General features: G+C 60.7%; 22 protein-coding genes and 1 riboswitch. Of the genes, 21 read left to right on the forward strand and 1 reads right to left on the reverse strand.

Annotated features, from left to right (window positions below):
- Positions 1–149 precede the first annotated feature (149 nt).
- Complete coding sequence (locus AC097P_RS03430; RefSeq protein ID WP_479608954.1) at positions 150–719, reverse strand: cyclic nucleotide-binding domain-containing protein; 570 nt, start codon at positions 717–719, stop codon at positions 150–152.
- A 111-nt stretch (positions 720–830) separates the two neighbouring features.
- A riboswitch (S-adenosyl-L-homocysteine riboswitch) is annotated at positions 831–905 on the forward strand.
- Between the two features lie 23 nt (positions 906–928).
- On the opposite strand from AC097P_RS03430, the gene metH reads away from it, so the two are divergent.
- The 21 genes from metH (at position 929) to AC097P_RS03535 (ending at position 24673) form a co-directional block, all read left to right on the forward strand.
- Positions 929–3754 (forward strand): methionine synthase, encoded by a 2826-nt coding sequence (gene metH, locus AC097P_RS03435; protein ID WP_479608955.1) that lies wholly within the window; start codon positions 929–931, stop codon positions 3752–3754.
- Between the two features lie 30 nt (positions 3755–3784).
- On the forward strand, positions 3785–4378 hold the full coding sequence (locus AC097P_RS03440) for a DUF4124 domain-containing protein (RefSeq protein WP_479608956.1): 594 nt from the start codon (positions 3785–3787) through the stop codon (positions 4376–4378).
- Positions 4379–4456: 78 nt separating this feature from the next.
- Positions 4457–6223 (forward strand): GspE/PulE family protein, encoded by a 1767-nt coding sequence (locus AC097P_RS03445; RefSeq protein ID WP_479608957.1) that lies wholly within the window; start codon positions 4457–4459, stop codon positions 6221–6223.
- Between the two features lie 6 nt (positions 6224–6229).
- Positions 6230–7468 carry a type II secretion system F family protein gene (locus AC097P_RS03450; RefSeq protein ID WP_479608958.1) on the forward strand — a complete coding sequence of 413 codons (1239 nt, stop codon included), beginning with the start codon at positions 6230–6232 and terminating at the stop codon, positions 7466–7468.
- A 4-nt stretch (positions 7469–7472) separates the two neighbouring features.
- Complete coding sequence (locus AC097P_RS03455) at positions 7473–7970, forward strand: hypothetical protein (RefSeq protein ID WP_479608959.1); 498 nt, start codon at positions 7473–7475, stop codon at positions 7968–7970.
- Positions 7971–8166: 196 nt separating this feature from the next.
- Entirely contained in the window at positions 8167–8550 is a 384-nt protein-coding gene (locus tag AC097P_RS03460; RefSeq protein WP_479608960.1) for a prepilin-type N-terminal cleavage/methylation domain-containing protein, read from the forward strand.
- A 100-nt stretch (positions 8551–8650) separates the two neighbouring features.
- Positions 8651–8932 carry a hypothetical protein gene (locus AC097P_RS03465; protein WP_479608961.1) on the forward strand — a complete coding sequence of 94 codons (282 nt, stop codon included), beginning with the start codon at positions 8651–8653 and terminating at the stop codon, positions 8930–8932.
- Positions 8933–8943: 11 nt separating this feature from the next.
- Positions 8944–9678 (forward strand): class I SAM-dependent methyltransferase, encoded by a 735-nt coding sequence (locus AC097P_RS03470; RefSeq protein ID WP_479608962.1) that lies wholly within the window; start codon positions 8944–8946, stop codon positions 9676–9678.
- A gap of 6 nt (positions 9679–9684) precedes the next feature.
- Entirely contained in the window at positions 9685–11895 is a 2211-nt protein-coding gene (locus AC097P_RS03475; RefSeq protein WP_479608963.1) for an O-linked N-acetylglucosamine transferase, SPINDLY family protein, read from the forward strand.
- Between the two features lie 49 nt (positions 11896–11944).
- On the forward strand, positions 11945–12472 hold the full coding sequence (locus AC097P_RS03480; protein ID WP_479608964.1) for a type II secretion system protein: 528 nt from the start codon (positions 11945–11947) through the stop codon (positions 12470–12472).
- Positions 12459–12899 carry a type IV pilus modification PilV family protein gene (locus AC097P_RS03485; protein ID WP_479608965.1) on the forward strand — a complete coding sequence of 147 codons (441 nt, stop codon included), beginning with the start codon at positions 12459–12461 and terminating at the stop codon, positions 12897–12899. Before AC097P_RS03480 ends, AC097P_RS03485 begins: the two co-directional genes overlap by 14 nt.
- Positions 12900–12903: 4 nt before the next feature.
- Positions 12904–13767: a prepilin-type N-terminal cleavage/methylation domain-containing protein gene (locus AC097P_RS03490; protein ID WP_479608966.1), complete on the forward strand. Its 864-nt coding sequence runs from the start codon at positions 12904–12906 to the stop codon at positions 13765–13767.
- Entirely contained in the window at positions 13764–14171 is a 408-nt protein-coding gene (locus tag AC097P_RS03495) for a hypothetical protein (protein ID WP_479608967.1), read from the forward strand. Before AC097P_RS03490 ends, AC097P_RS03495 begins: the two co-directional genes overlap by 4 nt.
- 113 nt (positions 14172–14284) lie before the next feature.
- Entirely contained in the window at positions 14285–17527 is a 3243-nt protein-coding gene (locus AC097P_RS03500; RefSeq protein ID WP_479608968.1) for a DUF6701 domain-containing protein, read from the forward strand.
- Positions 17528–17739: 212 nt separating this feature from the next.
- The gene (locus tag AC097P_RS03505) at positions 17740–18750 is read left to right on the forward strand and encodes a hypothetical protein (protein ID WP_479608969.1); all 1011 of its coding nucleotides are present in this window, start codon (positions 17740–17742) and stop codon (positions 18748–18750) included.
- 22 nt (positions 18751–18772) lie between these two features.
- Entirely contained in the window at positions 18773–19474 is a 702-nt protein-coding gene (locus AC097P_RS03510) for a PilN domain-containing protein (protein WP_479608970.1), read from the forward strand.
- The gene (locus AC097P_RS03515; RefSeq protein ID WP_479608971.1) at positions 19471–20106 is read left to right on the forward strand and encodes a hypothetical protein; all 636 of its coding nucleotides are present in this window, start codon (positions 19471–19473) and stop codon (positions 20104–20106) included. Before AC097P_RS03510 ends, AC097P_RS03515 begins: the two co-directional genes overlap by 4 nt.
- Complete coding sequence (locus tag AC097P_RS03520) at positions 20103–20594, forward strand: hypothetical protein (RefSeq protein ID WP_479608972.1); 492 nt, start codon at positions 20103–20105, stop codon at positions 20592–20594. The genes AC097P_RS03515 and AC097P_RS03520 overlap by 4 nt, the downstream gene beginning before the upstream one ends.
- Positions 20595–20626: 32 nt before the next feature.
- Complete coding sequence (locus AC097P_RS03525; protein WP_479608973.1) at positions 20627–22489, forward strand: secretin N-terminal domain-containing protein; 1863 nt, start codon at positions 20627–20629, stop codon at positions 22487–22489.
- Positions 22490–22493: 4 nt separating this feature from the next.
- Positions 22494–23423, forward strand: coding sequence for an ExeA family protein (locus AC097P_RS03530; protein ID WP_479608974.1), 930 nt, complete (start codon positions 22494–22496; stop codon positions 23421–23423).
- Positions 23420–24673 (forward strand): hypothetical protein, encoded by a 1254-nt coding sequence (locus AC097P_RS03535; protein ID WP_479608975.1) that lies wholly within the window; start codon positions 23420–23422, stop codon positions 24671–24673. The genes AC097P_RS03530 and AC097P_RS03535 overlap by 4 nt, the downstream gene beginning before the upstream one ends.
- The last annotated feature ends 16 nt before the right edge of the window (positions 24674–24689 follow it).

Consider the following 24689-nt stretch of genomic DNA (forward strand, 5'->3'; position numbering starts at 1 on the left):
CGCAGGTTAAGGAGGAGCGCCCAAGGGCGCGGGGGACACGGAGCAAAACGTCCTGCCACCCAGAGGCGTGGCGCCCAGAAATGAGCGCTACTGTTTAGATAGCGCAATCACAAGCATTCGCGGGGGCTAGAGGCACATTTCGCGAATGCCTATGGCCGCTGGACGAGCGCCCGGTCAATCTCAAGCTGCATGGCCTTGGCCAGCTTGGCATACAGGCGCAGCTTGCGGGCGTTGTCGCGCAGACGCTCGGCCAGGCGGGCAGCTATGGCCAGCAGCAGCTTGGAGCCTATGCGCGGCTCTTCGTTGATCAGCGCTTCAAAGGATTCGCGGGACAGGATGGCAAACAACGAATCGGCACTGGTGGTACACGACGCCGACCGCGGTTCTTTGTCCACCAGCCCCACCTCACCCACCAGGCTGCCCTCGCCCAGTACACGGATCGTCAGCGGCTCGGTGCGGCTGACGGTGATGCTTTCAACCACCACCTCGCCCTCCAGCAGCAGCGCCATAAAGCCCTCGTCGGCGGCATCGCCTTCGCGAATAAAAGTAGTTTCGGTCGGAATGAACCGCGGGGTCATGTAACCCACGACGACCCGGGCTTCTTCGAGCGACAGGTGCATCAGCGCGTTGGGCGCCGTCAGCAGCTCGGCCGCCATTTCGAAGGCGTGAATGCGCTGGTCCTCGGGTGGGGTGTCCGGGGTGGTGTCGTCAGAATTCATGACCGTGGTGCCCGTCTCTTTGCCACGCAAACAACCGCTGTTTGCTGGGTTTGACGGCGATAGTAAACCACGGTGGCCCGCAAAGCACGGAAGTTCTCCCGTAAAATTGGACTATCCAAGGAGCGTTGCAGCAGGCCACACGGTGGCCCAGTCAGGCTTGGATGTCCCCAACGACGCTCACCTGGTTCGCTGTTTTACAGGTGAGATGCATGTCTTCTATTTTTGCCGTCCCCCCAATGATGCTGTCCGGCCTGGAGCCGGTAACCATTGGCACTGCCGCTTCGGAAGACGGCGCCGCCCCCCGCGCCACCTTCGTCAACATCGGTGAACGCACCAATGTGACCGGCTCCAAGGCCTTCGCCCGCATGATCCTGAATGGCGATTTCGAGCAGGCGCTGGCCGTGGCGCGCCAGCAGGTGGAAAACGGCGCGCAGGTCATCGACATCAACATGGACGAGGCCATGCTGGACAGCCAGGCCGCGATGGTCCGCTTTTTGAACCTGATTGCCAGCGAACCCGATATTTCGCGGGTGCCGGTCATGATCGATTCCAGCAAATGGAGTGTCATAGAGGCCGGCCTGCGCTGCATGCAGGGCAAGGGCATCGTCAACTCCATCAGCATGAAAGAAGGCGAAGAAGCCTTCCGCCAGCAGGCCAAGCTGGTGCGCCGCTACGGTGCCGCCGCCGTGGTCATGGCCTTTGATGAAAAGGGCCAGGCCGATACTTTTGAGCGCAAGATCGAGATCTGCGAGCGGGCCTACCGCATCCTGGTCGACGAGGTGGGCTTCCCGGCAGAAGACATCATCTTTGACCCCAACATCTTCGCCATCGCCACCGGCATTGAAGAACACAACAACTACGCGGTGGACTTCATCGAAGCCACGCGCTGGATCAAGGCCAACCTGCCGGGCGCCAAGGTGTCCGGCGGCGTGTCCAACGTGTCCTTCAGCTTCCGCGGCAATGACCCGGTGCGCGAGGCCATCCATACCGTGTTCCTGTACCACGCCATCGCCGCCGGCATGGACATGGGCATCGTCAACGCCGGCATGGTCGGCGTGTATGACGACCTGGAGCCTGTGCTGCGCGAACGTGTCGAAGACGTGGTGTTGAATCGCCGCGAAGACGCCGGTGAGCGCCTGGTCGAGATCGCCGAGACCGCCAAGAGCGGCGCCAAGGACGAAAGCAAAAAGCTGGAATGGCGCGGCACGCCCGAGGCGCCTGTGTCTGTGGGCCAGCGCCTGAGCCACGCCATGGTGCACGGCATCACCGACTTCATCACCGAAGACACCGAGGAGGCCTACCGCGCCATCCTGGCCACCGGTGGGCGCCCGCTGCACGTGATCGAAGGCCCGCTGATGGACGGCATGAACATCGTCGGTGACCTGTTTGGCCAGGGCAAGATGTTCCTGCCCCAGGTGGTCAAAAGCGCGCGGGTCATGAAGTCCGCCGTGGCGCATTTGATTCCCTACATCGAAGAAGAAAAACGGTTGGACGAAGCCGCCGGGCGCGACGTGCGCACCAAGGGCAAGATCATCATCGCCACCGTCAAGGGCGATGTTCATGACATTGGCAAGAACATCGTCACCGTGGTTTTGCAGTGCAACAACTTTGACGTGGTCAACATGGGCGTCATGGTGCCCTGCCACGAGGTGCTTGCGCGCGCCAAGGTTGAGGGGGCGGACATCATCGGCCTATCCGGCCTGATCACGCCGAGCCTGGAAGAGATGCAGTACGTGGCTGGCGAGATGCAGAAGGACGACTACTTCCGCATCAAGAAAATCCCGCTGCTGATCGGCGGCGCCACCACCAGCCGTGTGCACACTGCCGTACGTATCGCCCCGCATTACGACGGCCCTGTGGTCTACGTGCCGGATGCATCGCGCAGCGTGGGCGTGGCGCAGAGTTTGTTGAGCGACCAGTCGAGCCAGTTCCTGGACGAGCTGAGTGCAGATTACGCCCGAGTGCGCCAGCAGCACGCCAACAAGAAGCAGACCCCGATGTGGACGCTGGACAAAGCGCGGGCCAATAAGACAACGATCGACTGGAGTAGCTACACCGCTACCAAGCCCAAGTTCTTCGGCCGGCGTGTGTTCAAGAATTTCGACCTGGGCGAACTGGCCAAATACATCGACTGGGGCCCGTTCTTCCAGACCTGGGACCTGGCCGGGCCTTATCCCCAGATCCTGGACGACGAGGTGGTGGGTGTAGAGGCGCGGCGCGTGTACGCTGACGCCCAGGCGATGCTGAAGAAGATTGTGGACGGTCGCTGGCTGACCGCCAACGCCGTCGTGGCGCTGTATCCGGCCAATAGTGTGGATGAGGACGACATCGCCTTCTACGCGGACGAAACCCGCACCGAGCGCGTGCTCACCTGGTACGGCCTGCGCCAGCAAACCGAGAAACCGGTGGTGGATGGTGTGACCATGCCCAGCCGCTGTCTGGCGGACTTTGTCGCCCCAAAGATTGCTATCAATTCAGGAGCTGCTCACGCTATTCCGGCGGGGGCTACAGCCCAAAAACGCTCACAGGTTCCCGACTACGCCGGCCTGTTTGCGGTAACCGCCGGCATAGGGGCCGACAAGCGCGCCCAGGCCTTTGAGGCCGCGCACGACGACTACTCGTCCATCATGCTCAAGGCCCTGGCCGACCGGCTGGCCGAAGCTTTTGCCGAAGCCTTGCATGAGCGCGTGCGCACTGACCTGTGGGGCTATGCAGCACAGGAGGGTCTGGGCGCCGCGGACTTGATCGCCGAGAAATACAAAGGCATTCGCCCAGCCCCTGGTTACCCTGCCTGCCCAGACCACAGCGTCAAGCAGGAGATGTTTGGGCTGCTCCAGTGCGAAGAAATCGGAATGGGCGTGACGGAAAGCCTAGCGATGACGCCGGCTGCCAGCGTCAGCGGCTTCTATATTGGCCACCCGGACAGCTGCTACTTTAATGTCGGCAAGATCGGCGACGACCAACTGCAAGACCTGGCCCAACGCCGCCAGATGAAGGCGACGGACTTGCAGCGGCTGCTGGCACCTAATCTCTAGACCATCTTTTTCAATAGCTGAGGGAGCATCATGCACAAAATTGCCCGGAAAACCGTTACTGCGACGCTGGCGAGTGCACTGCTGCTGGTGTTGGCCTGTCCTGCGGCTGCGCAAGGCGTCTTCAAATGGGTGGACGCGAGTGGCAAGGTCCACTACGGACAGCAACCGCCCTCTGCAGAAAAGAGCCCCGAGCCCGTCAAACTGCACAGCGCCAGCGGGTTCGGCGGCAACAACAACCCCAGCGAAGCCGCCACCGCCAACACCCCACAGTACAACGCCGACGGCACCAAGAAAATCTCCAAAGGTGTCGAAGAGATGCGCGACGGATTTGTCAAAGGCCTGCAGAAGGTAGACCCCAAGACCGCACCGCTATCCTGCGCGACAGCCGTGGACAACGTGCGCTCGCAGTTCGACACCATGATCGAGGTCGGCCAGCGCAACACCAAGGACGGCTACATCACGCAGGCCGAATTCGACGCTACCGCCACCAAGCTGCGCCAGGCCAAGTCCGAGACCTCGCTGGGCGACTGCGAAGGGTCGAGCGGCAATAAACGGGCGTTTTACCAGTGCATGTCGAGCGACCGCAACCACGTCAGCGGTTGCGCCAGCAAGTACAAGTTTTAGCGCCGGGCAGGTAAATAGCATGCGGGCTTTCAGCGCCCCGTGCTATTATTTTTGCTTCCACGCACAAGGAATCAGCGCATGAACATGGCAGCAAGCGCACCCACGGCGCCAGACGCGCCCCGCCCAGCACCCGGTCGTCCTGAGAAACTGCGTCTGGGCGATGTGCTGGTTCAGCAACGCCTGATCTCTCAAGAGCAGTTGCAACAAACCCTGGATTTGCAGCGCACCACCGGCAAGAAGATGGGGCGCCTGCTGATAGAGACCGGCATCATCACTGAGGAGCTGTTGGCCAACGGCTTGGCGCGCCAGTTGCGCATTCCCTTTGTCAACCTCAAGACCTTCCCCTTCCGGGCCGACGTGGTGAAGCTGTTGCCGGAGTCGGCGGCGCGGCGTTTCAAGGCCCTAGTGCTGGAAGACAAGGGGGATACGCTGCTGGTTGCGCTGGGCGATCCTTTAGACCTGTTTGCGTTTGACGAACTCAGCCGTATCCTCAAGCGCAACATCGCCATCGCCGCGGTCCCCGAGAGTGGTTTGGTACCCGCGTTTGACCGCCTGTATCGGCGCACCGAAGAAATAAGCGGCTTGGCCCGCGCGCTGGAGAAAGACCTGGGCGATGCGGTGGATTTCGGCGAACTGACCGCCACCGTCGGGCTGGAGGGCGCGCCCGTCGTGCGGCTGCTGCAGTCGCTGTTTGAAGATGCGACGCAGGTGGGCGCTAGTGATGTGCACATCGAACCGCAAGAAGACGGGCTACAAGTGCGGGTTCGGGTGGACGGCGTGCTGCAGGTTCAAACCCAGGCCGACAAGCGCATCGGCGCAGCTTTGGCGCAGCGGCTCAAGCTCATGGCCGGATTGGACATTTCCGAGAAGCGACTGCCGCAGGACGGGCGCTTCAGCGTACGGTTGCGGGATAACACCATCGATGTGCGCCTATCCACCCTACCAACTGTTTACGGTGAGTCGGCGGTCATGCGTCTGCTCAACCAGGGTACCGGCATGCGCCGTCTTGACAGCATTGGCATGCCACTCGACATGCTCAAACGCTTTCGCGAGGTGCTCGGACGCAGCGCCGGTATGGTGTTGGTCACGGGGCCTACCGGATCGGGGAAGACCACCACTTTGTATGCAGCGCTGGCAGAAATCGATGCAGCAGAACTCAAGGTCATCACGGTAGAAGACCCTATCGAGTATCGCTTGCCCGGCCTGTCACAGGTCCAGGTCAACGACAAAATTGAGTTGACTTTTTCAAGGGTGCTGCGCGCTGTTCTGCGCCAGGACCCTGACGTCGTGCTGGTGGGCGAAATGCGGGACGCCGAAACGGCCGAGATTGGCATGCGTGCTGCCATCACCGGCCACCTGGTTCTGTCCACACTGCATACACGGGATGCCATGAGTACACCGTTTAGGTTGTTGGACATGGGCGTTCCGCCATTCATGGTGTCCACGTCCTTGCAGGCAGTGATTGCCCAGCGTCTTATCCGTCTCAATTGCAGAGAGTGCGCGGCCCCCCACCTGCCGTCGGCACAGGAGGCTGCTTGGCTTGAAGCCATGCAACCCTCTGGGGAAACGATAACGCCTAAACGCGGATTGGGCTGTTCAGCTTGCAACGGCACGGGCTATTCTGGTCGCCAGGGTGTGTACGAACTGCTGGAAATGGATGCCGAACTGACCCATGCCGCATCGCAGTCCGACCCGGCGGGTTTTATGCGCACTGCGCGGGAGCGCATGAAGGGCCAGACCATGGCCTTCCACGCGCTGGAGCTGGTGCGCCAGGGCCGAACGTCGCTGGCCGAGGCACTGCGCGTGGGCTTTGACGTGGGCGACGCGGACGAGTCCATGGACTAACCCAGCATGGCGATTTTTGAATGGCGAGGACGTAACAACCGGGGCGAAGCGGTCGACGGAAAACTCGATGCCATGACCGAAAACGGCGTCGCGGATCAGTTGCGCTCTATTGGTGTCACGCCAGTTTTTATCGGTCTCGCCAAAGTCGAAGCCGAGGTGCAAACCGACAATTGGTGGGACAAGCTCAATCGCAAGCCCGTAGTCGACGAAGACCTGATGGTCTTTTCGCGCCAGATGTACACGCTGAACAAGGCCGGTGTACCAATTCTGCGCGCTTTCTCAGGCCTGCAGGCCTCGGCCACCAAGCCAGCGATGGTCGACTTGCTAAAGGACATACGCTCCAGCCTGGACCAAGGACGCGAATTGTCAGCCGCGATGGCACGCCACCAAGACTTGTTTGGGGGCTTTTACATTTCAATGATTCGTGTCGGCGAAATGACTGGGCGGTTGACCGAGGTATTTTTGCGCCTGAACGAACACATGGAGTTTGAGCGGGACGTACGCGAGCGCATCAAGCAGGCCACGCGTTACCCGATTTTTGTGATGATTGCTATGGCGGCTGCCGTCATCATCCTCAACATTTTTGTGATACCGGTCTTTGCCAAGGTGTTTGCGGGCTTCAACACGCAGCTGCCATTGATCACGCGTGGCCTACTGGCATTTTCGGCCTGGATGATCAAGTGGTGGCCGCTGCTGATCGCCGGCAGCATTGGTGCGGCGGTGGCCATACGCAGCTATGTGCGCACGGTAGATGGCCGCTACCGCTGGGATTCGCGCAAGCTCAAGCTGCCCATCATCGGTGAGATTATTCTGAAGGCCACGCTGGCGCGCTTCGCCCGCAGCTTTGCACTATCCAGCCAAAGCGGCGTGCCGCTGGTGCAGGCCCTGACCGTCGTGGCGCAGACCGTGGACAACGCGTTTATCGGTGCACGGATCGAGCAGATGCGCGACGGCATCGAGCGGGGCGAGAGCATTTCGCGCTGCGCGGCTGCCACCGGCGTGTTCACCCCGGTGGTGCTGCAAATGATCAATGTGGGCGAGGAAACCGGCGAGCTGGACAATTTGTTGTTCGAGATTGCCGGCATGTACGAGCGTGAGACCGACTACAACATCAAGGGGCTGTCGGCGGCCATCGAGCCCATACTGCTGGCCGTGATCGGAGTGCTGGTCCTGCTGTTAGCCTTAGGTGTGTTTCTGCCGTTGTGGAACCTGGGCCAGGCAGCCATGGGCAAGGGCGGCGGCTAAGCCTGTGGCCGCCCAACGCACGGACTCCGACGGCGGCGGCTTCTGGAGCCGACGCATGGTGGAGTGGGGCATTCTGTCGCTGGTGCTCGTGGCTTTGGTATGGATATTCGGGCTGCAGGTGCGTGAAGTTCAGGGCCAAGCGGAAAAGGTCGGGGTCTGGTCCACGTTGGCGCAACTGCGCGCTGCGCTACTGGTGGAACAGTTGCGACACCATATGCAAGCCTTAGGAGGGGCGCCCGCTGAAACAAACCCGTTTCGTTTATTGCAGGCCCTGCCGCCCAACTTCGCTGGCGAAATAGCGATCCAGGACGCCGAAAAAGCCTCCCCCGGCAACTGGCTGTACGACCCGTCCTGCGGCTGTGTGGGTTACAGGCTGCTGTACCCACAGTGGCTGGAGCCTGTGCAGGCGGCTGACACCGTTTGGTTCCACATTGTGATCACAGCCGCTGAGGTCCGTCTGGTCCCACGGGACCGCTATATCTGGTTTGGGCAACTCCTATAGCCCCTGCCATACGATTATTCTGCGTAGCGCAAGCTACGATTTATGCCTATTTTGTGAACTAATTCATACGTTTGCCGCCCAAACTTAACGCACAACTCGATATATTTTTACTAGAATTTGTTTATAACTATCGAACAGAGCGATCGTTGGTCCCGTTACCTGTAGCGGGTTATGCACATTAACTGAGGTGACTACTATGAAACAGAACCAAGGCGGTTTTACCCTGATTGAGTTGGTGATGGTTATTGTGATCTTGGGCGTGCTGGCCGCGGTGGCACTGCCAAAGTTTGTGGATCTGAAGACGGATGCTATTAGGGCCGCTACTGATGGCGTCGCCGGTGCACTTTCCGCCGCCTCTACTATCAACTACGCGTCCCGCAGCATCAGCACAACCAAGGCAGGTACCGCAGCAGTTACAAATTGTTCTGACGTTGCAGCTCTCGTTCAAGGCGGCGCCGTACCCAATGGGTATTCCATCACTGCTGGAGCGGCGGCTACGTCGGGTACCTCCTGCACCGTGGCCAACACAACGGTTACACCTGCGGTATCGTCGACATTCACTGCTATTGCCATTTCCTGAGCACATTTCGGCGGGCGGCATCGGCTCCGAGAGTCGATACCAATGGTGGGTTGATCTGGGTTGCTGAGTTTCAGCAACCCAATTTTTTTGGGGACAGCAATTGAGCCGTTATTCCGAAGCCACGCAGGCCCTGGAGTCTGCGTTCATGGCAGTCATACCCAAGCCTAAGAAGAACAAAGCTCCCAGCAAGGCAGAGTGGGCGCAGGCACTGGAGCAGTTCAACACACAAGCACGCGGCGTGCGCGACCGGTACCGGCTAGGATTGTGGGGCCGGGCTGCTGTGGCGTACCGCTTGCAGCCACGCTTGATCGCTGCCGGGTATGCACCTGATGTAGTGCGCCAAATTCTCTTTTCCATGGTCTTGCACGCCTTTGTGGGCTGAGGAAGCACCCTATGGCCTGGCTTGAACGCCTTTGCAGTCAGTGGCTGGAGCGTTTTAAAAGTAGCCAGGGCCTGTCCGGTGGGGCCAATGGCCAACCCAAAGCGGGAGCGACGTTCGACTGGACAACACAACCCGGACATCGCAGCTTCCTGCACGTGGGCTGCGGGGGTTCCCGTAAACAGCACACGTCACGCGGCTTCCAGGGTGACGAGTGGCGCGAAATCCGCCTGGATATGGACCCGGTAGCGGAACCCGACATCGTTGCCAGCATGACGGATATGTCCGTGGTGCCGGACGCATCCGTCGATGCCATTTACTCATCCCACAATATCGAACATCTTTACGCCCACGAAGTACCACTCGCCTTCGCGGAGTTTTATCGCGTGCTCAAGCCGGACGGTTTCCTGGTGCTGACCTGCCCGGATTTGCGGTCCATATGCGCCCTGGTGACGGACGACAAACTCGATGCACCTGCCTACCTGACCCCCGACGGCGAGGCCATCACGCCGCTGGATGTCCTGTACGGGCATCGGGCGTCCATGGCCGAAGGGAATCTCTTCATGGCGCACCGCTACGGTTTCACCCAGAGCACGCTGATGGAGTCGGCCCGGCAAGCGGGTTTCAAAATCGGGCACAGCCTGCAACGGCCCTCGGTTTTTGATTTGTGGATGCTTGCCTGCAAGGACGAGGTACCCATGGACCACCTGTTGCAGCAGGCAAAGATATTCCTGCCGGTGCAGGACTAGGTCTACATGCTCGGCTTCATCAATCACTGGTGCATTGGCTGGCTGGACAGGCGGGGGCTGCAGTCCATTGCCGCCGTGCTGGAGGCTCGGGCGGCGCAGGGCGGCGACGTGGGGGCCATGCACGCGGCGGCCAAACGTGCGCTATTGCAAGGAAAGCACACGCTTGCACTAGCGGCCATTGCGCCAGCGCTGGAGCAACAACCCGAAAACGCCGCGCTATGGTGCACGCGGGGTATCGCCCATCGGTTGGCTTTGTCCTATGACCAGGCGCTGGCCGACTACGAACGTGCACACCAGTTGGACCCACGGGACGTGCGTACGCTGGGTAATCTAGGCGAGTGGTGCCTGGCGCGCGGGTCCTTTGAACAGGCGTTAACCTGGCTGGAAACCGCCCTGGGATTGGATCCGGACTATTACGAAGTGCGCGTCAACCGCGTCGCGGCGTTGATTGAACTGCGCCAACTAGAGCAAGCCTATAGCGAAGCGGAACGTCTGGTCCAAACCCACCCCGACCGACCGGAGCCCTACGGTAACCTCGGCAATGTATTGTTTTCCCAGGGCAAGCTCAAGGAATCCATTGCGCAATACCAGAAGGCCGTGGACATACGCCCCGACTATGCAGAGGCGCACTTCAGCCTGGTTGCCCTGCAGGGGTTTTCCGGACACCAAGAGTTGGTGGTGGACTACCTGGAGCGCTGTATTGCAGAAAAGGGGGAGACCAGCCAACGCATGACTTTGCTGGCCGTCGCCTACAAGGAGTGTGGCTATCTCGACAAAGCCATGGCTCTGAGTCGGAAAGTCATAGCCACCTACCCGGAGGACTTGCGGGCCAAAGTCAATCTGGCGGGTTGCCTCAGCGAAACAGGCCATCCGAAGCCCGCGTTGGAAATCTATCAAGCGCTGTCGGACAAGGATACGAGTCAGATGGCCATGGCCTCCAACGTGCTGTTTGAGATGAACTATTTGCCGGAGTATTCCCGCGAAGAAATCTTCGAACACCACTTGGCCTGGGCGGCGAAGTACGAGACACCCTTGGCTGTGTCCGCGCAGTTTGAGGACCGCAATCGGGAACCGCAGCGCAAGCTGAAAGTGGGGTACCTTTCTGCAGACTTTTGTGCCCACCCGGTAGGCTTCTTGCTGCGTGACGTTTTGCGCATGCACGATAAAGCGCAATTTGAGTTCCACTGCTTCTCAGCGGGTGTCAAAAAGGACGGGACCACCAGCGAAATCATCGCCACGGTGGACGATTGGTCAGACGTGGTTTTTGAAAACCCTCAGGAGCTGGCCAACAGCATCCGCAAGGCAAAAATAGACGTGCTGGTGGATTTGTCAGGACACACCGGTAACCACCGGCTGCTGAGCTTTTCGCTGCGCCCGGCTCCGGTGCAGGCCACCTGGATTGGCTACTTTAATACAACCGGTATGTCCAATATGGACTACTTCATTTCAGACCCCCATACCAGTCCACCGGGCGGTGGCCAGCTGTTTGCGGAGCAGGTGCTGCACTTGCCACACTCCCGATTTTGTTTCAGCAAACCTGCCTATGCCGGTGATGTGGCACCTCCGCCCTGCTTGAAAAATGGCTTCGTGACCTTCGGTTCGTTCAACCGGCTGCCCAAGTTGTCCTCGCCCGTGCTGGATGCCTGGGCGCAGATACTGCTGGCCGTGCCAGCGAGCCGCTTGGTGTTGAAGGCGGCGGCCCTTGCCGATGACAGCGTCTGCCAGCAATTTGTGGAACGCTTTACCCAACGCGGTGTTAATGCGGAGCGGCTGGATCTACGTGGTGCCTCCGCACACCATGAGATGTTCGCCGAGTATGGACACCTGGACATTGCGCTGGATCCGTTCCCGTTCAATGGTGGCATGACCACGCTGGAGGCCCTGTGGATGGGTGTGCCGGTGGTGGCACTGGAGGGGCATACCGTCGTATCGCGTCAGTCGTACTCGGCACTGGCCAACATAGGCTTGGCCGACGTATTGGCGTTTCCCAACCCGGAAACCTACGTAGCCGGTGCCGTGGCATTGGCCCACGATCCCGCGCGGCTCGCCGACCTGCGGCAGCAGATCCGCCCACGCATGGACGCCAGCCCGCTGTGCCAACCTGAGCGCTTTACGCGTGATCTGGAGGCACTGTACCAGCGCATGTGGCAGGCCTGGTGCAAGGGCGAAAAACTATCGGGAAACCTCGCTGCACCAGACGATGTAGTTACCACATAATGGGAGCCAACCACAGTGTCTGTCCTCCATCCATTGCGGGATGAATACCATGCATGCCAGCTCTTCCATCCTTCAGTTGCCAACTCTGCGCACCAAGCGCGGGTTCACGCTGATCGAGTTGATCATGGTCATTGTCATGCTGGGCGTTCTGGCCGTGTACGCCGCGCCGCGCATGTTTGACAACAAGGACGTTTATGCGCGCGGCTTCCACGACGAAACGCTGGCGTATCTGCGCTACGCCCAAAAGACCGCCATTGCCCAGCGCCGAACGGTTTGCGTCACGTTCCCCAGCACCAGTTCGTTGACGCTGGGCATCGCAGCGGCCGCGGCGACGTTGGATTGCTCAGCACCAGGAACCATGAGTGGTCCGAAGGCGAGTACAGCCTCCGCGACACTGACCGCTAAGACCGGCTCTGGTGTGGTCTACAGCAGCACACCCACGGCCCTGAACTTCAACGGTCTGGGCCAACCCACGACAAGCGCAGGTGTTGCCCTGACCACGGCGAGGTTGATTCAAGTGGTCGGCGTGGGCAACAGCATCACCATCGAGCCGGGAACGGGCTATGTCCATGAATAGCAAGCGCGCGCTCCGCGGTTTCACGCTGGTGGAGGTGATCATATTTATTGTGGTGGTTGGCGCAGGGCTGGCCGGCATCTTGGCAGTGACCAACACGGCCGTCAAATCTAGCGCCGACCCCATGATTCGCAAGCAGGCTGCGGCACTGGCCGACTCCATTCTGGAAGAAATCCTCCAGAAGGCATATCTGGACCCAGATGGCACCAGTGGCGAAACGACCCGCGCCACGATGGACGACGTCGACGACTACAACGGCAAAACCAAGGCCTTGTTTACCGATTGGCCGACCACCCTGGGCGGCTACAACGTGGCCATCAGTGTCGCCGCCCCGGCGTCGCTGGGGGGCATTATGGCCAAAAGGGTCACGGTTACAGTCTCCGGTGGAGGCAACGACATCACCATGGTCGGTTACAGGACCAATTATTAATACCATGGCTGCACAACCACCACGCCGCAAGCTTCGCTACCAATCCGGCTTCACCTTGGTCGAACTGATCATGGTGATCGTGATCCTGGGCGTGATCGGCAGCACGGTGGCCGTGTTCATGAAAGCCCCCATAGACGCCTACTTCGACACCGCACGCCGGGCTGGCATTGCCGATGTGGCCGACACGACCGTGCGGCGCATGGCACGCGACATCCGCAAAGCGTTACCGAATAGCATTCGCCTGAGCGGCTCGCAATGCATTGAATTTCTTCCGACGCGCATGGGCGGGCGCTATCGGGCGCAGGATATTGTCCCGTCACCCACCGACGATACGGGTCTGCGCTTTGACGCGGCGGACAGCACATTCAACATGCTGGGCATCAATGCGGCTCTGCCAGCGGACCAACGCATCCAGGTGGGCGACCTGGTTGCCGTGTACAACTTGGGAATCACTGGCGCCGACGCCTACGCAGGTAACAACACGGGCACGGTGAGCGCGGTGGGCGTCAGCCCGGCTAATGCCAGTGAAACGAAGATCGACTTTTCGCCGGCCAAGCAATTCCCGCTAGAGTCGCCCACCATGCGCTTTCATGTCATCCCGGGCGACGAAAGAATCGTGTCCTACATGTGTAGCGGCGGCAAGTTGTACCGCAACGCGGGCTACGCCTACGCAACCTCCTGCCCCGCACCCACCGCCGGTACAACACCCCTCATTGCCTCTGAAGCCAGTTGCTCTTTCGTGTACGACACCACCCCCAGCACGCCCGCGGACCCACGCAACGCGCTGGTCAAGTTGACTTTGAGCTTTTCGAGTTCAGGTGAATCGGTAAGCGTTTACCACGAAGTGCACATCGACAACACGCCATGAAACACGCCCGCGCCCTTCAACACGGTTTCGCCGCTGTCGCCGCCATCTTCTTGGTCGTGGTGCTGGCGGCGTTTGGCGCGTTCATGGTGAGTTTTTCCAACACCCAGCAACTCAATTCGACCCAGGATATGCAAGGGTCACAAGCCTATTGGGCAGCGCGGAGTGGACTGGAGTGGGGCATACCTACGGTGAAGGGCACGCCGGCTCTGTGTGTTTCTCCCATGGCGTCACCGCCCACCCCGCTGGATGGCTTCACAATCGCCGTCGATTGCGTATCCAATGCCTATACCGAAGGCAGTGCGACGGTCACCATCATGCGGTTGACCGCCACTGCCAAGCGGGGCGGCGCAGCCGGCAATGTTGGCTACGTAGAACGTAGCGTGTCAGCGTCCGTAGAGAACTGAATGAACCGGGAATTTATATGAAATCCGCCCGCAGCCCTCATGCATCGACCGTAAGCCGCTATCAAATAGATAGTAAATCAGGGCCGCCTGTGAGTAGACACTTGGGATCTGCAATGGCAGCGCGCATCAGACTCACACTGCTAGGCATGCTGGCGTGCATCGGCCTGTTTGTCACCCTGGGAGGAGCGAAAGCAGCCTCCATTGAGTTCAACTCCACCGGCGGAACCACGGCTACCAACGGCCTGCACTTCTACATCGAAGACACGACCAAGATACAGGTCAGGCGACTCAACAACACGGGCCAGGTGTACTCACCAACAGCCGTCCCCCCCAGTACCAACCTGGACAACGGTATCTTTATCCGCGGCAATGGCCTGGTCTACGGCCCCAGCCACACGGTAACTACGTTCAACCCCACGGGTGGTATGTACAACACCTTTGCCATCACGGCGACATCGCCGGCCAACCCCGCAACCTCTGGTGTACAGCAGACGGCAACCGGTTCATTCGGGATTACCTCGGGTCCCCAGGTGTCCGTACTCTGGAAATACACGACCCCCCTGGATTTCTTAACCGCTGATGTGACGCTCACCATTCCCATTGGTTACGCAGTCAGCGCCCTCAACCCCGTTCGCTACTACCACGTGTTTGACACCTATCTGGGTGGCAGCGACAACGGCTGCGGTTTCTCGTACGTGGACGCCACCACCGGCAACCGCTTCGTCGGCACCTACCAGCCGACATCTGGCACCTGCACCACCACGACCGCCATACCTGCCGGCATCAATGTCGTGGAATCGTTCCGGGAGCGTTCCGGTCAGCTGTTCACCGCCTATTGCGCATCGGGCTGGGCCAGCTTCTTTACCAACGGCAGCACCAATTGTTCTGTGTTGCAAGCGGCGAACATGAGCAACGCTCTGCAGGCGACTTTTGTTGATACGGGTATGGGTATTCAATACAATTTTGTTGCCCCAGGCACCTACAGCTTCAGCTACGACTTTGTGATCGGGTCGCCTAATGTGCCCCCGTACGACCACCTGGAAATCCAGCACGACGGTACGGGCACTCTTTGCCCCGAGACCGTCACCGTGCTGGCTTGCACCTCGTCCACCGTCCCGTGCCCCGCGCTGAATATTGTCAATACCGGCACCTTGACTGGATCCGTCACTACGACGCCTGCCGTGCCGGCGGTAACGGTCACACCGGCCGCATTCACCTTGGGCTCCAGCGCGTCAACCCAAGGTGTCGTGTTGCAGACATCAGCGGCCGGAGCGGTTGTGCTGGGCACCAGCGGCCTCAGTACGACGCCACTGAACGGGACCAAGTGCTGGAACACTGCCACGCTAACCCAGAGTTGCTCCATGACTTTCGTCAGCACCCCCTGCGTCAGCGGCTACGAGTGCCTAGAGACTGGTTCCGCTTACAACAATCTTGTCACGACACCATCTGCGCGTAACCCGCTCTACACCAAACTGAGCGGCACCGACTTCAAGTTCGATGTCGTCGCGCTGCAAACTACCGGCGCAGTCGCGACGTCCTACACTGCTGCGGCGAACGTGACGATGGAACTGTTTGACGACAGCACATCGCCGGCACCTGCGTGTAGCGCCTATGCAAGCCCGGTCGCCAGCCAACCCATCACGTTCGTCGCCGGTGACAATGGCCGCAAAACGCTGGCAACAAATGTCAATCTGCCCAATGCCTACAGCAAATTGCGCTGCCGGGTACGGGACACCAACATCACACCCACCGTTTATGGCTGCTCGTCGGATGACTTCGCCGTTCGGCCCCTGCAATTCGCTGTGAGTTCCACCAACGCCAACGCCGACACACTCGGTACCAATACCGCCGCAACGCCTTCGGTAAAGGCCAGCGCCGCCTTCAATTTGACGGCCAACACCTCCACCGTGGGCTACAACGGCACGCCGGTGCTTAATACTGCCAATGCCGCGGCCCACACCGGCGCCATACAAACCGGCACTGTGGCCGGCACGTTCAGCGCTGCATCTGCGGTGACCGGCAACGGGGCCACTGGTGCCGCCTTTACTTACGGCGAAGTCGGCTACTTCCGGTTAAATGCCGACGGCGTCGTGGACTCTACGTTCACCACCATCGACAGCGCGCAGGCGGACTGCGTGGTAGGCTCCTCTTCCAACACCCCCGCAGGGGGCAAGTACGGATGTAACGTCGGCAATGCCGTGTCGCCGTACTTTGGTCGTTTTATCCCGGACCACTTTGACACGACGGTGGTGCAAGGTTGTACGCCTTTCACTTACTCTGCTCAGCCTTTTGCGGTCACTGTCCGCGCAATGAATGGCGCAACGCCAACATCGTCCGTTACGCAGAACTACAACGGCTCTGGGATTATTTTTTCCAAGGGCCTGACTCTAGACCCAGTTGACGCCGTGGGGGGAACCGTGGTGCCAGCCAGTACGGGCACACTCGCATCTACGATAGTGAGCGCCGGAGCGTTCCGATCTGGCGTTGGGGGAAACGCCCTTGTGGGAACGGTGACGGTAACTAGCGGAAGCACCACTGTCACCGGTACGGGCACAGCATTTTTGAGCCAACTCACCAGCGGCAGTGTGGTCTGCGTGGGCGTGAATTGTTCTACCGTAGCGACCATTGGCAGTGACACCACGATAACCTTGGCGTCCGCCTATACCGGTCCAACCGCGAGCGGACAAACCCTGCAGACTTTGAGAACCTACACTTTTGTCAACCGACAGACCGCTCCAACCCCCGTATTTATTCGGGCCAAGGAGTCACCGCCGCCGCCGCCGCTTCCGCTGGTGGGCGACGGTGTGACATCCTTGCGAGGCACCAGTAGCGTGGAAGGCGGCGGTCCGATTCGCTCTGGCCGCATTCGGCTGTCTAACGCCTATGGATCGGAGTTGTTGAGTTTTGGTTTGCCCATACCCAACGCACTGGAGTACTACGACACCGTAACCGCCGCAGGCTGGCGCACGGGAACGGATACTTGCACCAATATAAGCGCAGCCAACTTTGCATTTACCGACACGCCGGCATGTACGGCGGCGGTAGCGGCCTGCAAGACCGCGCTCAGCGTCACGTCCCCCATCAGCCCTACTCCACCACCCTATATGCCGTGGAAAGTCCAGCTGTCTCAGCCAACCCCAGCTACGGCCGGGAACATGTGCGTTACGCTAAACCTTGACAACACTGCCACAGGCGTGCAATGCACAACTGCGGGCGCACCGGGCCCTGCATCTACCTCTGCAAACGCGCCATGGCTGCGCTACCCGTGGAGAAGTGCGGTGGAAACAAACCCTCGGTCCAGCATAGTTTTCGGCACGTTCAAGAGCCCCCTTATCTACCGCCGAGAGAACTATTGATGCGAATTGGCATCGAATGTGTTGCCCTGCGTCCTCAAGCGCGTCAATCAGTGACATGATTGCACTATCAGCTATTAAAATGAGAGCATAAATTTCAATTGCCCGCCGCACATGATTGAAACCATTCGCACCCAACACTGTCTGATCCCGCCGGAGCGCATCTAGGCATGCGCTGGCCCTGGAAACGAAAATCCTCCCAAGATCAGCTCATTGTGTCCTGGTCTGCGGGCACATTCGCCTATGCCAAGGCACCCGCCAATGCCGACGGTTTGTTTGCAGTGCAGCAAATGGGCGTGGAGCGCCAGGGCAGCGACAGCATGGAAGACTTCGTGCGACGCCTACAGGCACTCGGCCTCAGGGGCATGCTCACCCATGTGATGCTGCGTCCTGAGCAATACCAGCTGCTCCAGATTGATGCCCCCCCAGTAGCCCCCGAAGAACTGCGCGCCGCTGCACGTTTTCAGATCCGCGACATGGTCAATGTCCACATTGACGACATCACGCTGGATGTAATGCAGGTCGGCGACGGACAGCAAAAGGGACCTAATCACCTGTTTGTGGTCGCTGCCAAAAATGAGATCGTCCGCGAAGTGGTGGCGTTAGGTGATGCACTGAACTGGAACGTTCCCGTCATCGACATCCAGGAAACTGCGCAACGCAATTTACAAAGCGCACTCGCCAAGCGCGATGGTCGGCTGGACCGTGCCGATGCCGCCTTGCTGATTTCGGATGAGCAGCAAGCCATGTTGACGATCAGCGCGAACGAAGAACTGTTTTTCACACGACGTCTGGATTTACCCCAAGGGTTTTTAAGCATGGCCTGGGGCAATGGTGTTGATGCCGCCGCCGAGGCCACACCCGATGCCTTTACCCCAGTCAGTGAATACGTGCCCGACTACGCTGGCGGTGGCGCCAGCGGCATGGCCGGTTCCACAGACCAGGGGGACGCCGACCGCTTGCAGCGCTTCCTGGTCGAAGTGCAACGATCCCTTGACCTATGGGACCGCACTTGGTCCAGCATGCCGTTGGGTGGGCTACGGGTTTACGCGGGAGAGCGCTCGGGGGAGATGGCCAACTGGTTAACACGGGAACTTGGGCAGACCGTATCCGCAATGGACTTGGAAGCACAGTTCCCCGGCCTGCAATCCATGGCAGCAGCCGATCAACTGTACTGTTTGCCGTTGCTGGGCGTGGTGTTGCGCGAAGAGTCCCGCAAACTGTAAGGCGCACAACGGTAGTCCCACCATGCCCCAGCAAATTAATCTTTGTACGCCGATACTGCTAACGCAAAAGCGTTACTTCTCGGCGCACACCATGGCTATCTCCCTGGGCGTATTTGTGATCCTTGGCGCAGCCCTGTGCGGCGGCTGGGTGTGGAATCTGGACCGTGCAAGCGAATCGTTCCAGCAATCCGTCAATTCCCATAAGACCGAGATCGAGAGCCTGCAAGCTGCCATTTTGCGCAGCAGGGCCAACGCTGCGCCGGTAGACCCGGCCCTGCTCTCCTTATTGACGGAGCGGCAAAACGCCGTCGTGCAGCGCGAAAAGCTTAAGGAGGCGCTCAGCCAAGGCCTCTTTAAACCGGGCTGGGGCCATTCAGATCGATTGACCTGGGTGTCGCGCAGTATTCCGGCACCCGTCTGGATCTCCGAAGTCCGGCTGGACGGTGCACGGTTTGAAGTAACGGGCTTTACATTGGAGCCGGCAGCGCTGAACGATTGGGTGGACAAACTGTCCGCAAGTCCGTTGATGCAAGATCTGAAGCTGGCTACGGTGCGGGTCGAAAAAGCCGCAGCAGCCGATATAGCAGTGCCCAGCGCCGCGGCATCTGCTGCGTCAGCGCCTGCGGCACCGGCGCGCCCGGTCTGGGCTTTCAATCTCGTCAGTGCAGAGCCAATGGCCACTGTGCCGCAGAGTGCCGCCAGCGCAACCGGGGGCAAACCATGAAAGAAAAGTGGAAATTTCTGGCCGGCCGTATAGACGCCATGCAGCTGCGCGAGCGCGTCTTCCTGTTTTTGGCGCTCATCGTCGGCTGCCTGGCGCTGGCCGATACGGTGTGGCTGACGCCGGCGCAAGCGGCGCACAAGCAAGCCAAGCAAAAATTCGAGGCACAGGCGACCGAACTGCAGCGTCTGCGTGACGAGCTCAGAGCCGTGGCGCAGACCGTGGACCCTAGCAAAGCCGTGCGTGATGACATCGCTGCGGCCAATGTCCGAATCGACACCATCAACCAGGCTATACGCGCCGTGGCGCCCATCTCGGACAGTGGCCCAGCCATTGAGCAAACCCTTGTGCAATTTTTACGGCGGCAGGACGGGCTTACGCTGCTGAGCACCGGGACCATCAAATCAGATGCCCCCGCCGTTCCGGCAACGCCTGCCGCGCTTACTGCACCTGTCGGTTTGACCCGCCGTGGTCTGGAACTTAGCGTATCCGGTTCTTACGCGGACCTGGTGCGCTACGTGCGTACGCTGGAGAATGCCCTGCCCAACCTGCGTTGGGGCAGCTTGAAGCTCAAGACCACCCGTCAATTGCCAGAAATGACGGTGCAGGTTTTTGTCGTGGGGGTGCCGCCATGATGCGCAACTTTTTGCAAGCAGCGGGGGGCATCATGGGCCTGATGTTGGTGCATGCCTTGCCAGTGTCTGCCCAGGAGATAACGCGCGATCCGACGGTAGCGCCCGGAGAGACTGGCGGTGCGATCCCATCGCCTGCCGGCGTTGAGGGCATGACAGTCCTGGTGCGCGACGAAAAGCCTTACCTGATGGTCGGCGCGCGCCTCTACGCACCTGGAGACAAGGTCGGCAATCTGCGTGTGGAGCGCATCGCCGAAAAGGAGGTCTGGTTCCACGACGGTACTGCACTGATCAAGGTACCCCGCTTTGCCGGCATTGAGCGCAAGGCGTTGGCCATGGTTAGCCACTGTTCCGCCACTTCATCGCCTGTTCGAACCGAGTTTCCGAAACCCAAGCCCAAATCCACGAAGACTGTTGCCAAGCGCAATTTGCCCGCCGCAGAGCGGCCCTCCCCGCCCGCAGTCGCACCGTGCGAAGATGCCCAACCGTGAAATTCACGCACATGACCACCAAAACCGCCACCATGACGAAACTGTCCCCACTTGGCTCCGTGGGTGGACCTATGCAGTATGGCCGACTGCGGGCAGCATCCAGCGCCTGCGCCGTATTGATCGCCAGTTTGCTGGCCGGATGTGCAGCCGATCGGCCGCTTCGCACGCCGGACGTGAGTGAGACAGTGCGCGCCGAACTGGCGGCCAGCCAACCGTCCAGGTCACCCGCTGCCGTGCCGGCCAACGTTAGCGAGGCGCTGGCCGAGCCTCCGCCCAAGCCCGCAGCAGCGCCGGCCGAGCCCCGGCTGGACCTGCTGGTCAACAACGCACAGGCGCGCGAAGTGTTCTTGGCCATCGTGGCCGATACCCGCTACAGCATGCTGATGCATCCTGATGTGTCGGGCACGCTGTCAGTGACGCTGCGCGGTGTAACCGTGACAGAGGCGCTGGAAGCCATCCGCGATGTCTATGGCTACGACTTCAAGATCGAAGGGCGTCGTATTACTGTCTATGCGCCGACACTGCAGACGCGCGTGTTCACGATCAACTACCCGCATGCGCTGCGGGTGGGCACGAGTGACGTACGCGTTTCCTCAGGTATCACGTCGAACACAAACAACACCAACAACAACTCGAACGATGCCAACGGTTCTTCATCCGCCCAGTCCAACGGCTCGCAAAACGCGACGCGGGGGACTAGAGAGGAACCCGGGCAGCAAACAGTAGGCAGCCGCGTAACAACGACATCGCGCACCGATTTCTGGGGTGAGCTTTCGGATGCGGTTCGGGGCTTGCTGGGCAACGGTGCGGGACGCAACGTAATCATCAGCCCCCAGGCTGGCATCATGGCTGTGCGGGGGATGCCAGAGGAATTGCGCCAAGTGACCCAGTTCCTGAAGGCCGCACAAATTGCGGTGGAGCGCCAGGTGATGTTGGAGGCCAAAATTGTCGAAGTAGAGCTGCGGGACGGCTATCAAAGCGGCATCGACTGGTCAGCCCTGCGCAACTCAGGTCGGTACACCGGCGCCATCGGATCCGTCGGCGGAGGCACGCGCAACAATGTGCTGATCAATGGAGTGACCAGCAATTTGCCCGGATTTCCAGCCGGAAATGGGCCGATCTTGCCTGACACACTACCAAGCCCGATCGCGGCTGGCGGCCTCTTCGGACTGGCACTGGCCACCGACGGTTTCCAGGCAGTACTGGGCTTTCTGGAAACACGTGGTGACATCCAGGTTTTAAGCAGTCCCCGTATCGCCACGATGAACAACCAGAAGGCGCTCTTGAAAGTCGGCACGGACGAGTTCTTTGTCACAGGTGTCACGGGCGGTACTGCAGCCACTGCAGCGACCACCGGAACAACGGCAACCCAACCGACCCTGCCCACCTTGACCTTGACACCCTTTTTCTCTGGCATTGCATTGGATGTGACGCCACAAATCGACGAGGGCAACAACATCACGCTGCACGTCAGGCCATCGGTCACAACGGTTACCCAAGTCACCAAACAAGTTGATCTTGGAACCGTTGGCCAGTACAAGTTACCCGTAGCTTCCAGCGCCGTCAACGAATCCGACACCATGGTCCGCATCCAGGACGGCAATATCGTAGCCATCGGCGGTCTAATGCAGGCGGAATCCAACCGCCATGCGTCGGGCTTGCCAGGGTCTAGCGACTTACCGTTCTTGTCGTCGATTCTCGGTAACAAGCTCAGCTCCGGCCGCAAGAAAGAGTTGATTGTCCTGATCAAACCCACCATCATCCGCAACGCCGACGACTGGGAAGCCCAGACCCGCCGCACCCGTGCCGCGCTGGATGACATGGACGCCAGCCGTGCGCGCGTCATCCGGATGGACGGGGCAGCCTACAACGTCGAACCCGCGCGGACCCAGTAAGCGTATGTACCTGGGGCACTTTTCGCTGCGCGAGGCCCCGTTCTCGATCACCCCCGACTCGTCGTTCTTTTATCCGCACGAAAGCGCACAGGCTGCACTGAATACGCTGCTGGTGGCGCTGCGCAGTGGCGAGGGGTTTCTTAAAATTGTCGGGGAGGTGGGCTGTGGCAAAACGGTGTTGTGCCGCCAATTGCTGAAGACCTTGCAGGGTGATGCGTTTGTGACCGCCTACATTCCGAACCCCGACATGGGCCCGGACGATTTGCTAATGGCGCTGGCGTCGGAGCTGAGCATCAAACTCACACCGCCCATCAGCCGCCACAGCGTGCTCAATGCCCTGCGCGACTGCCTGTTGCACCACGCAGAGCAGGGCCGCCAGGTCGTGGTCTGCATCGACGAGGCCCAAGCCATTCCGCTGCGCACCGTGGAGAGCCTGCGCCTGCTGTCCAACCTGGAGACCGAAAAACGTAAGCTGCTGCAGCTGGTTCTGCTGGGCCAGCCCGAGCTGGATGCCAAGCTGGCGCGGCCCGAGATACGCCAGCTGATGCAGCGCATAACCTTCAGCGAATACCTGGGCCCGATGTCGGCCAGCCGTGTACCCGTCTACCTGGGCCACCGCCTGAGCACGGCAGCCATCGACACGCACACCGACGTGCAGGTGTTTGAAGCAGACGCTGCCAAGGCTATCGCCCGCGCCAGCGGTGGCGTGCCCCGCCTGGTCAATGTGCTGGCCCACAAGTGCTTGATGCTGGCTTATGGCGAGAACGTACACCGTGTCACCTCCGCCCATGTGCGGCTGGCTGTGGCGGACACGCCGGGGATTACCGCACCACCGCCCTGGTGGCGCAGGCTATGGCCATTGCGCAACCCTATGGCCGCTCCAATGCCGTTTGTCGAGAGTGAATTGCGCACACCCGCCAGGAGTAAGCCGTGAGTGTCATCAACAAGATGCTGCGGGACTTGGACCACCGGGCCAACCCCGCTGCGACCGTGCAAGCCGGGCCGGCGGCCCTGCGCCAGGGCACGGCCAGTGTGTCCATTGGCACGCTGGATGTGCAACAACAGTCATTAGCCGCTGGCGCCAAGCGTTGGTGGTTGGGCCTTGGTGGCCTTCTAGTGTTAGCCGCAGCGGCCGCCGGCGGCTGGTGGTGGTGGGCGTTCTCCAATGCAACCCAGCCGCCTACCGCCAGCAATAGTGCAAGCATGGCAAAGCAACCGGCAGTAGTGCCCCCCGTTGGGGCGGCCACTGCAGCGTCCGGCATTGTCGCGGTCGCATCCGCGCCGACGGTCTCTGGGGTCGCTCCGCTGGCCGGGGCCAGCAGCGCCAATGGTGACGCCACGTTCGAGCCGTCAGTGGCCTCGATGATCTTGCGCATGGAGCCCAGCCTGTCCGCGCGCAAGGCGCTGGACGCGCTGCTGTCTGCACCAGCCCCGGCCCTAGCTACCAACCCGCAACCGGCCACCAGGGCCAGCGCACCAGCCCCAGCTGCGGCCTCCACTCTGCCACCCGCTGCACAACCGACAACCACGACCGCGACAGCCACACCGCCTGCTGTGGCTGTGCCGACGCCAGCCACTACGCCAGCGCCCGAGCGCTCCGCCCCCCGCACCGCGGCAACAAAGACAACATCCACCGCGGCTGCCGACAGCGCCCCGGTGCTACAACGCCAGCAGCAGGCCGGCGGCGATGCGCTGTCGCAGGTGCAGGCACTGTGGAACAACGGCTCGCGCGATGCCGCGATCGACCTGATGCAGCAGTCCATCGCGGCAGCCGAGCGCAGCGTCAGGGCCGGAACAGCGCCGGGCAGCAGCACCGTGGTCCTGGTGCCGCTGGTGCGCGAAATGGCGCGCATGCAACTGGCCGAATCCCGCTTTGGCGCTGTGTGGGAAATGCTGACCAAACTTGAGCCTCTGCTCGGCAACCAGCCGGACTTGTGGGCGATACGCGCCAACGCCGCCCAACGCCTGGGCCGCCACCAGGACAGTGTGCATGCCTACATGATGGCCCTGCAGTCCCGACCGGACGAGCAGCGCTGGCTGCTGGGCACCGCCGTGTCGCTGGCGGCGTTGGGGCAGACCGCCAGCGCCGCCGAGATGGCCGACAAGGCCCGCGCCGTGGGCCCGGTCAGCAAGGACATCCTGGCCTACCTGCGCCAGACCGGCGTGCCGATCCGCGAGCAATAATCACATGGGTCCGCCG

The organism is Rhodoferax sp. ZS1R8, assembly GCF_056521325.1.

Bases quoted from the DNA above. Each gene is read 5' to 3' on its own strand.
- AC097P_RS03430 (WP_479608954.1), bottom strand. From the start codon at position 719: ATGAATTCTGACGACACCACCCCGGACACCCCACCCGAGGACCAGCGC.
- metH (WP_479608955.1), top strand. From the start codon at position 929: ATGTCTTCTATTTTTGCCGTCCCCCCAATGATGCTGTCCGGCCTGGAG.
- AC097P_RS03440 (WP_479608956.1), top strand. From the start codon at position 3,785: ATGCACAAAATTGCCCGGAAAACCGTTACTGCGACGCTGGCGAGTGCA.
- AC097P_RS03445 (WP_479608957.1), top strand. From the start codon at position 4,457: ATGAACATGGCAGCAAGCGCACCCACGGCGCCAGACGCGCCCCGCCCA.
- AC097P_RS03450 (WP_479608958.1), top strand. From the start codon at position 6,230: ATGGCGATTTTTGAATGGCGAGGACGTAACAACCGGGGCGAAGCGGTC.
- AC097P_RS03460 (WP_479608960.1), top strand. From the start codon at position 8,167: ATGAAACAGAACCAAGGCGGTTTTACCCTGATTGAGTTGGTGATGGTT.
- AC097P_RS03470 (WP_479608962.1), top strand. From the start codon at position 8,944: ATGGCCTGGCTTGAACGCCTTTGCAGTCAGTGGCTGGAGCGTTTTAAA.
- AC097P_RS03475 (WP_479608963.1), top strand. From the start codon at position 9,685: ATGCTCGGCTTCATCAATCACTGGTGCATTGGCTGGCTGGACAGGCGG.
- AC097P_RS03480 (WP_479608964.1), top strand. From the start codon at position 11,945: ATGCATGCCAGCTCTTCCATCCTTCAGTTGCCAACTCTGCGCACCAAG.
- AC097P_RS03485 (WP_479608965.1), top strand. From the start codon at position 12,459: ATGTCCATGAATAGCAAGCGCGCGCTCCGCGGTTTCACGCTGGTGGAG.
- AC097P_RS03490 (WP_479608966.1), top strand. From the start codon at position 12,904: ATGGCTGCACAACCACCACGCCGCAAGCTTCGCTACCAATCCGGCTTC.
- AC097P_RS03495 (WP_479608967.1), top strand. From the start codon at position 13,764: ATGAAACACGCCCGCGCCCTTCAACACGGTTTCGCCGCTGTCGCCGCC.
- AC097P_RS03500 (WP_479608968.1), top strand. From the start codon at position 14,285: ATGGCAGCGCGCATCAGACTCACACTGCTAGGCATGCTGGCGTGCATC.
- AC097P_RS03510 (WP_479608970.1), top strand. From the start codon at position 18,773: ATGCCCCAGCAAATTAATCTTTGTACGCCGATACTGCTAACGCAAAAG.
- AC097P_RS03515 (WP_479608971.1), top strand. From the start codon at position 19,471: ATGAAAGAAAAGTGGAAATTTCTGGCCGGCCGTATAGACGCCATGCAG.
- AC097P_RS03520 (WP_479608972.1), top strand. From the start codon at position 20,103: ATGATGCGCAACTTTTTGCAAGCAGCGGGGGGCATCATGGGCCTGATG.
- AC097P_RS03525 (WP_479608973.1), top strand. From the start codon at position 20,627: ATGACGAAACTGTCCCCACTTGGCTCCGTGGGTGGACCTATGCAGTAT.
- AC097P_RS03530 (WP_479608974.1), top strand. From the start codon at position 22,494: ATGTACCTGGGGCACTTTTCGCTGCGCGAGGCCCCGTTCTCGATCACC.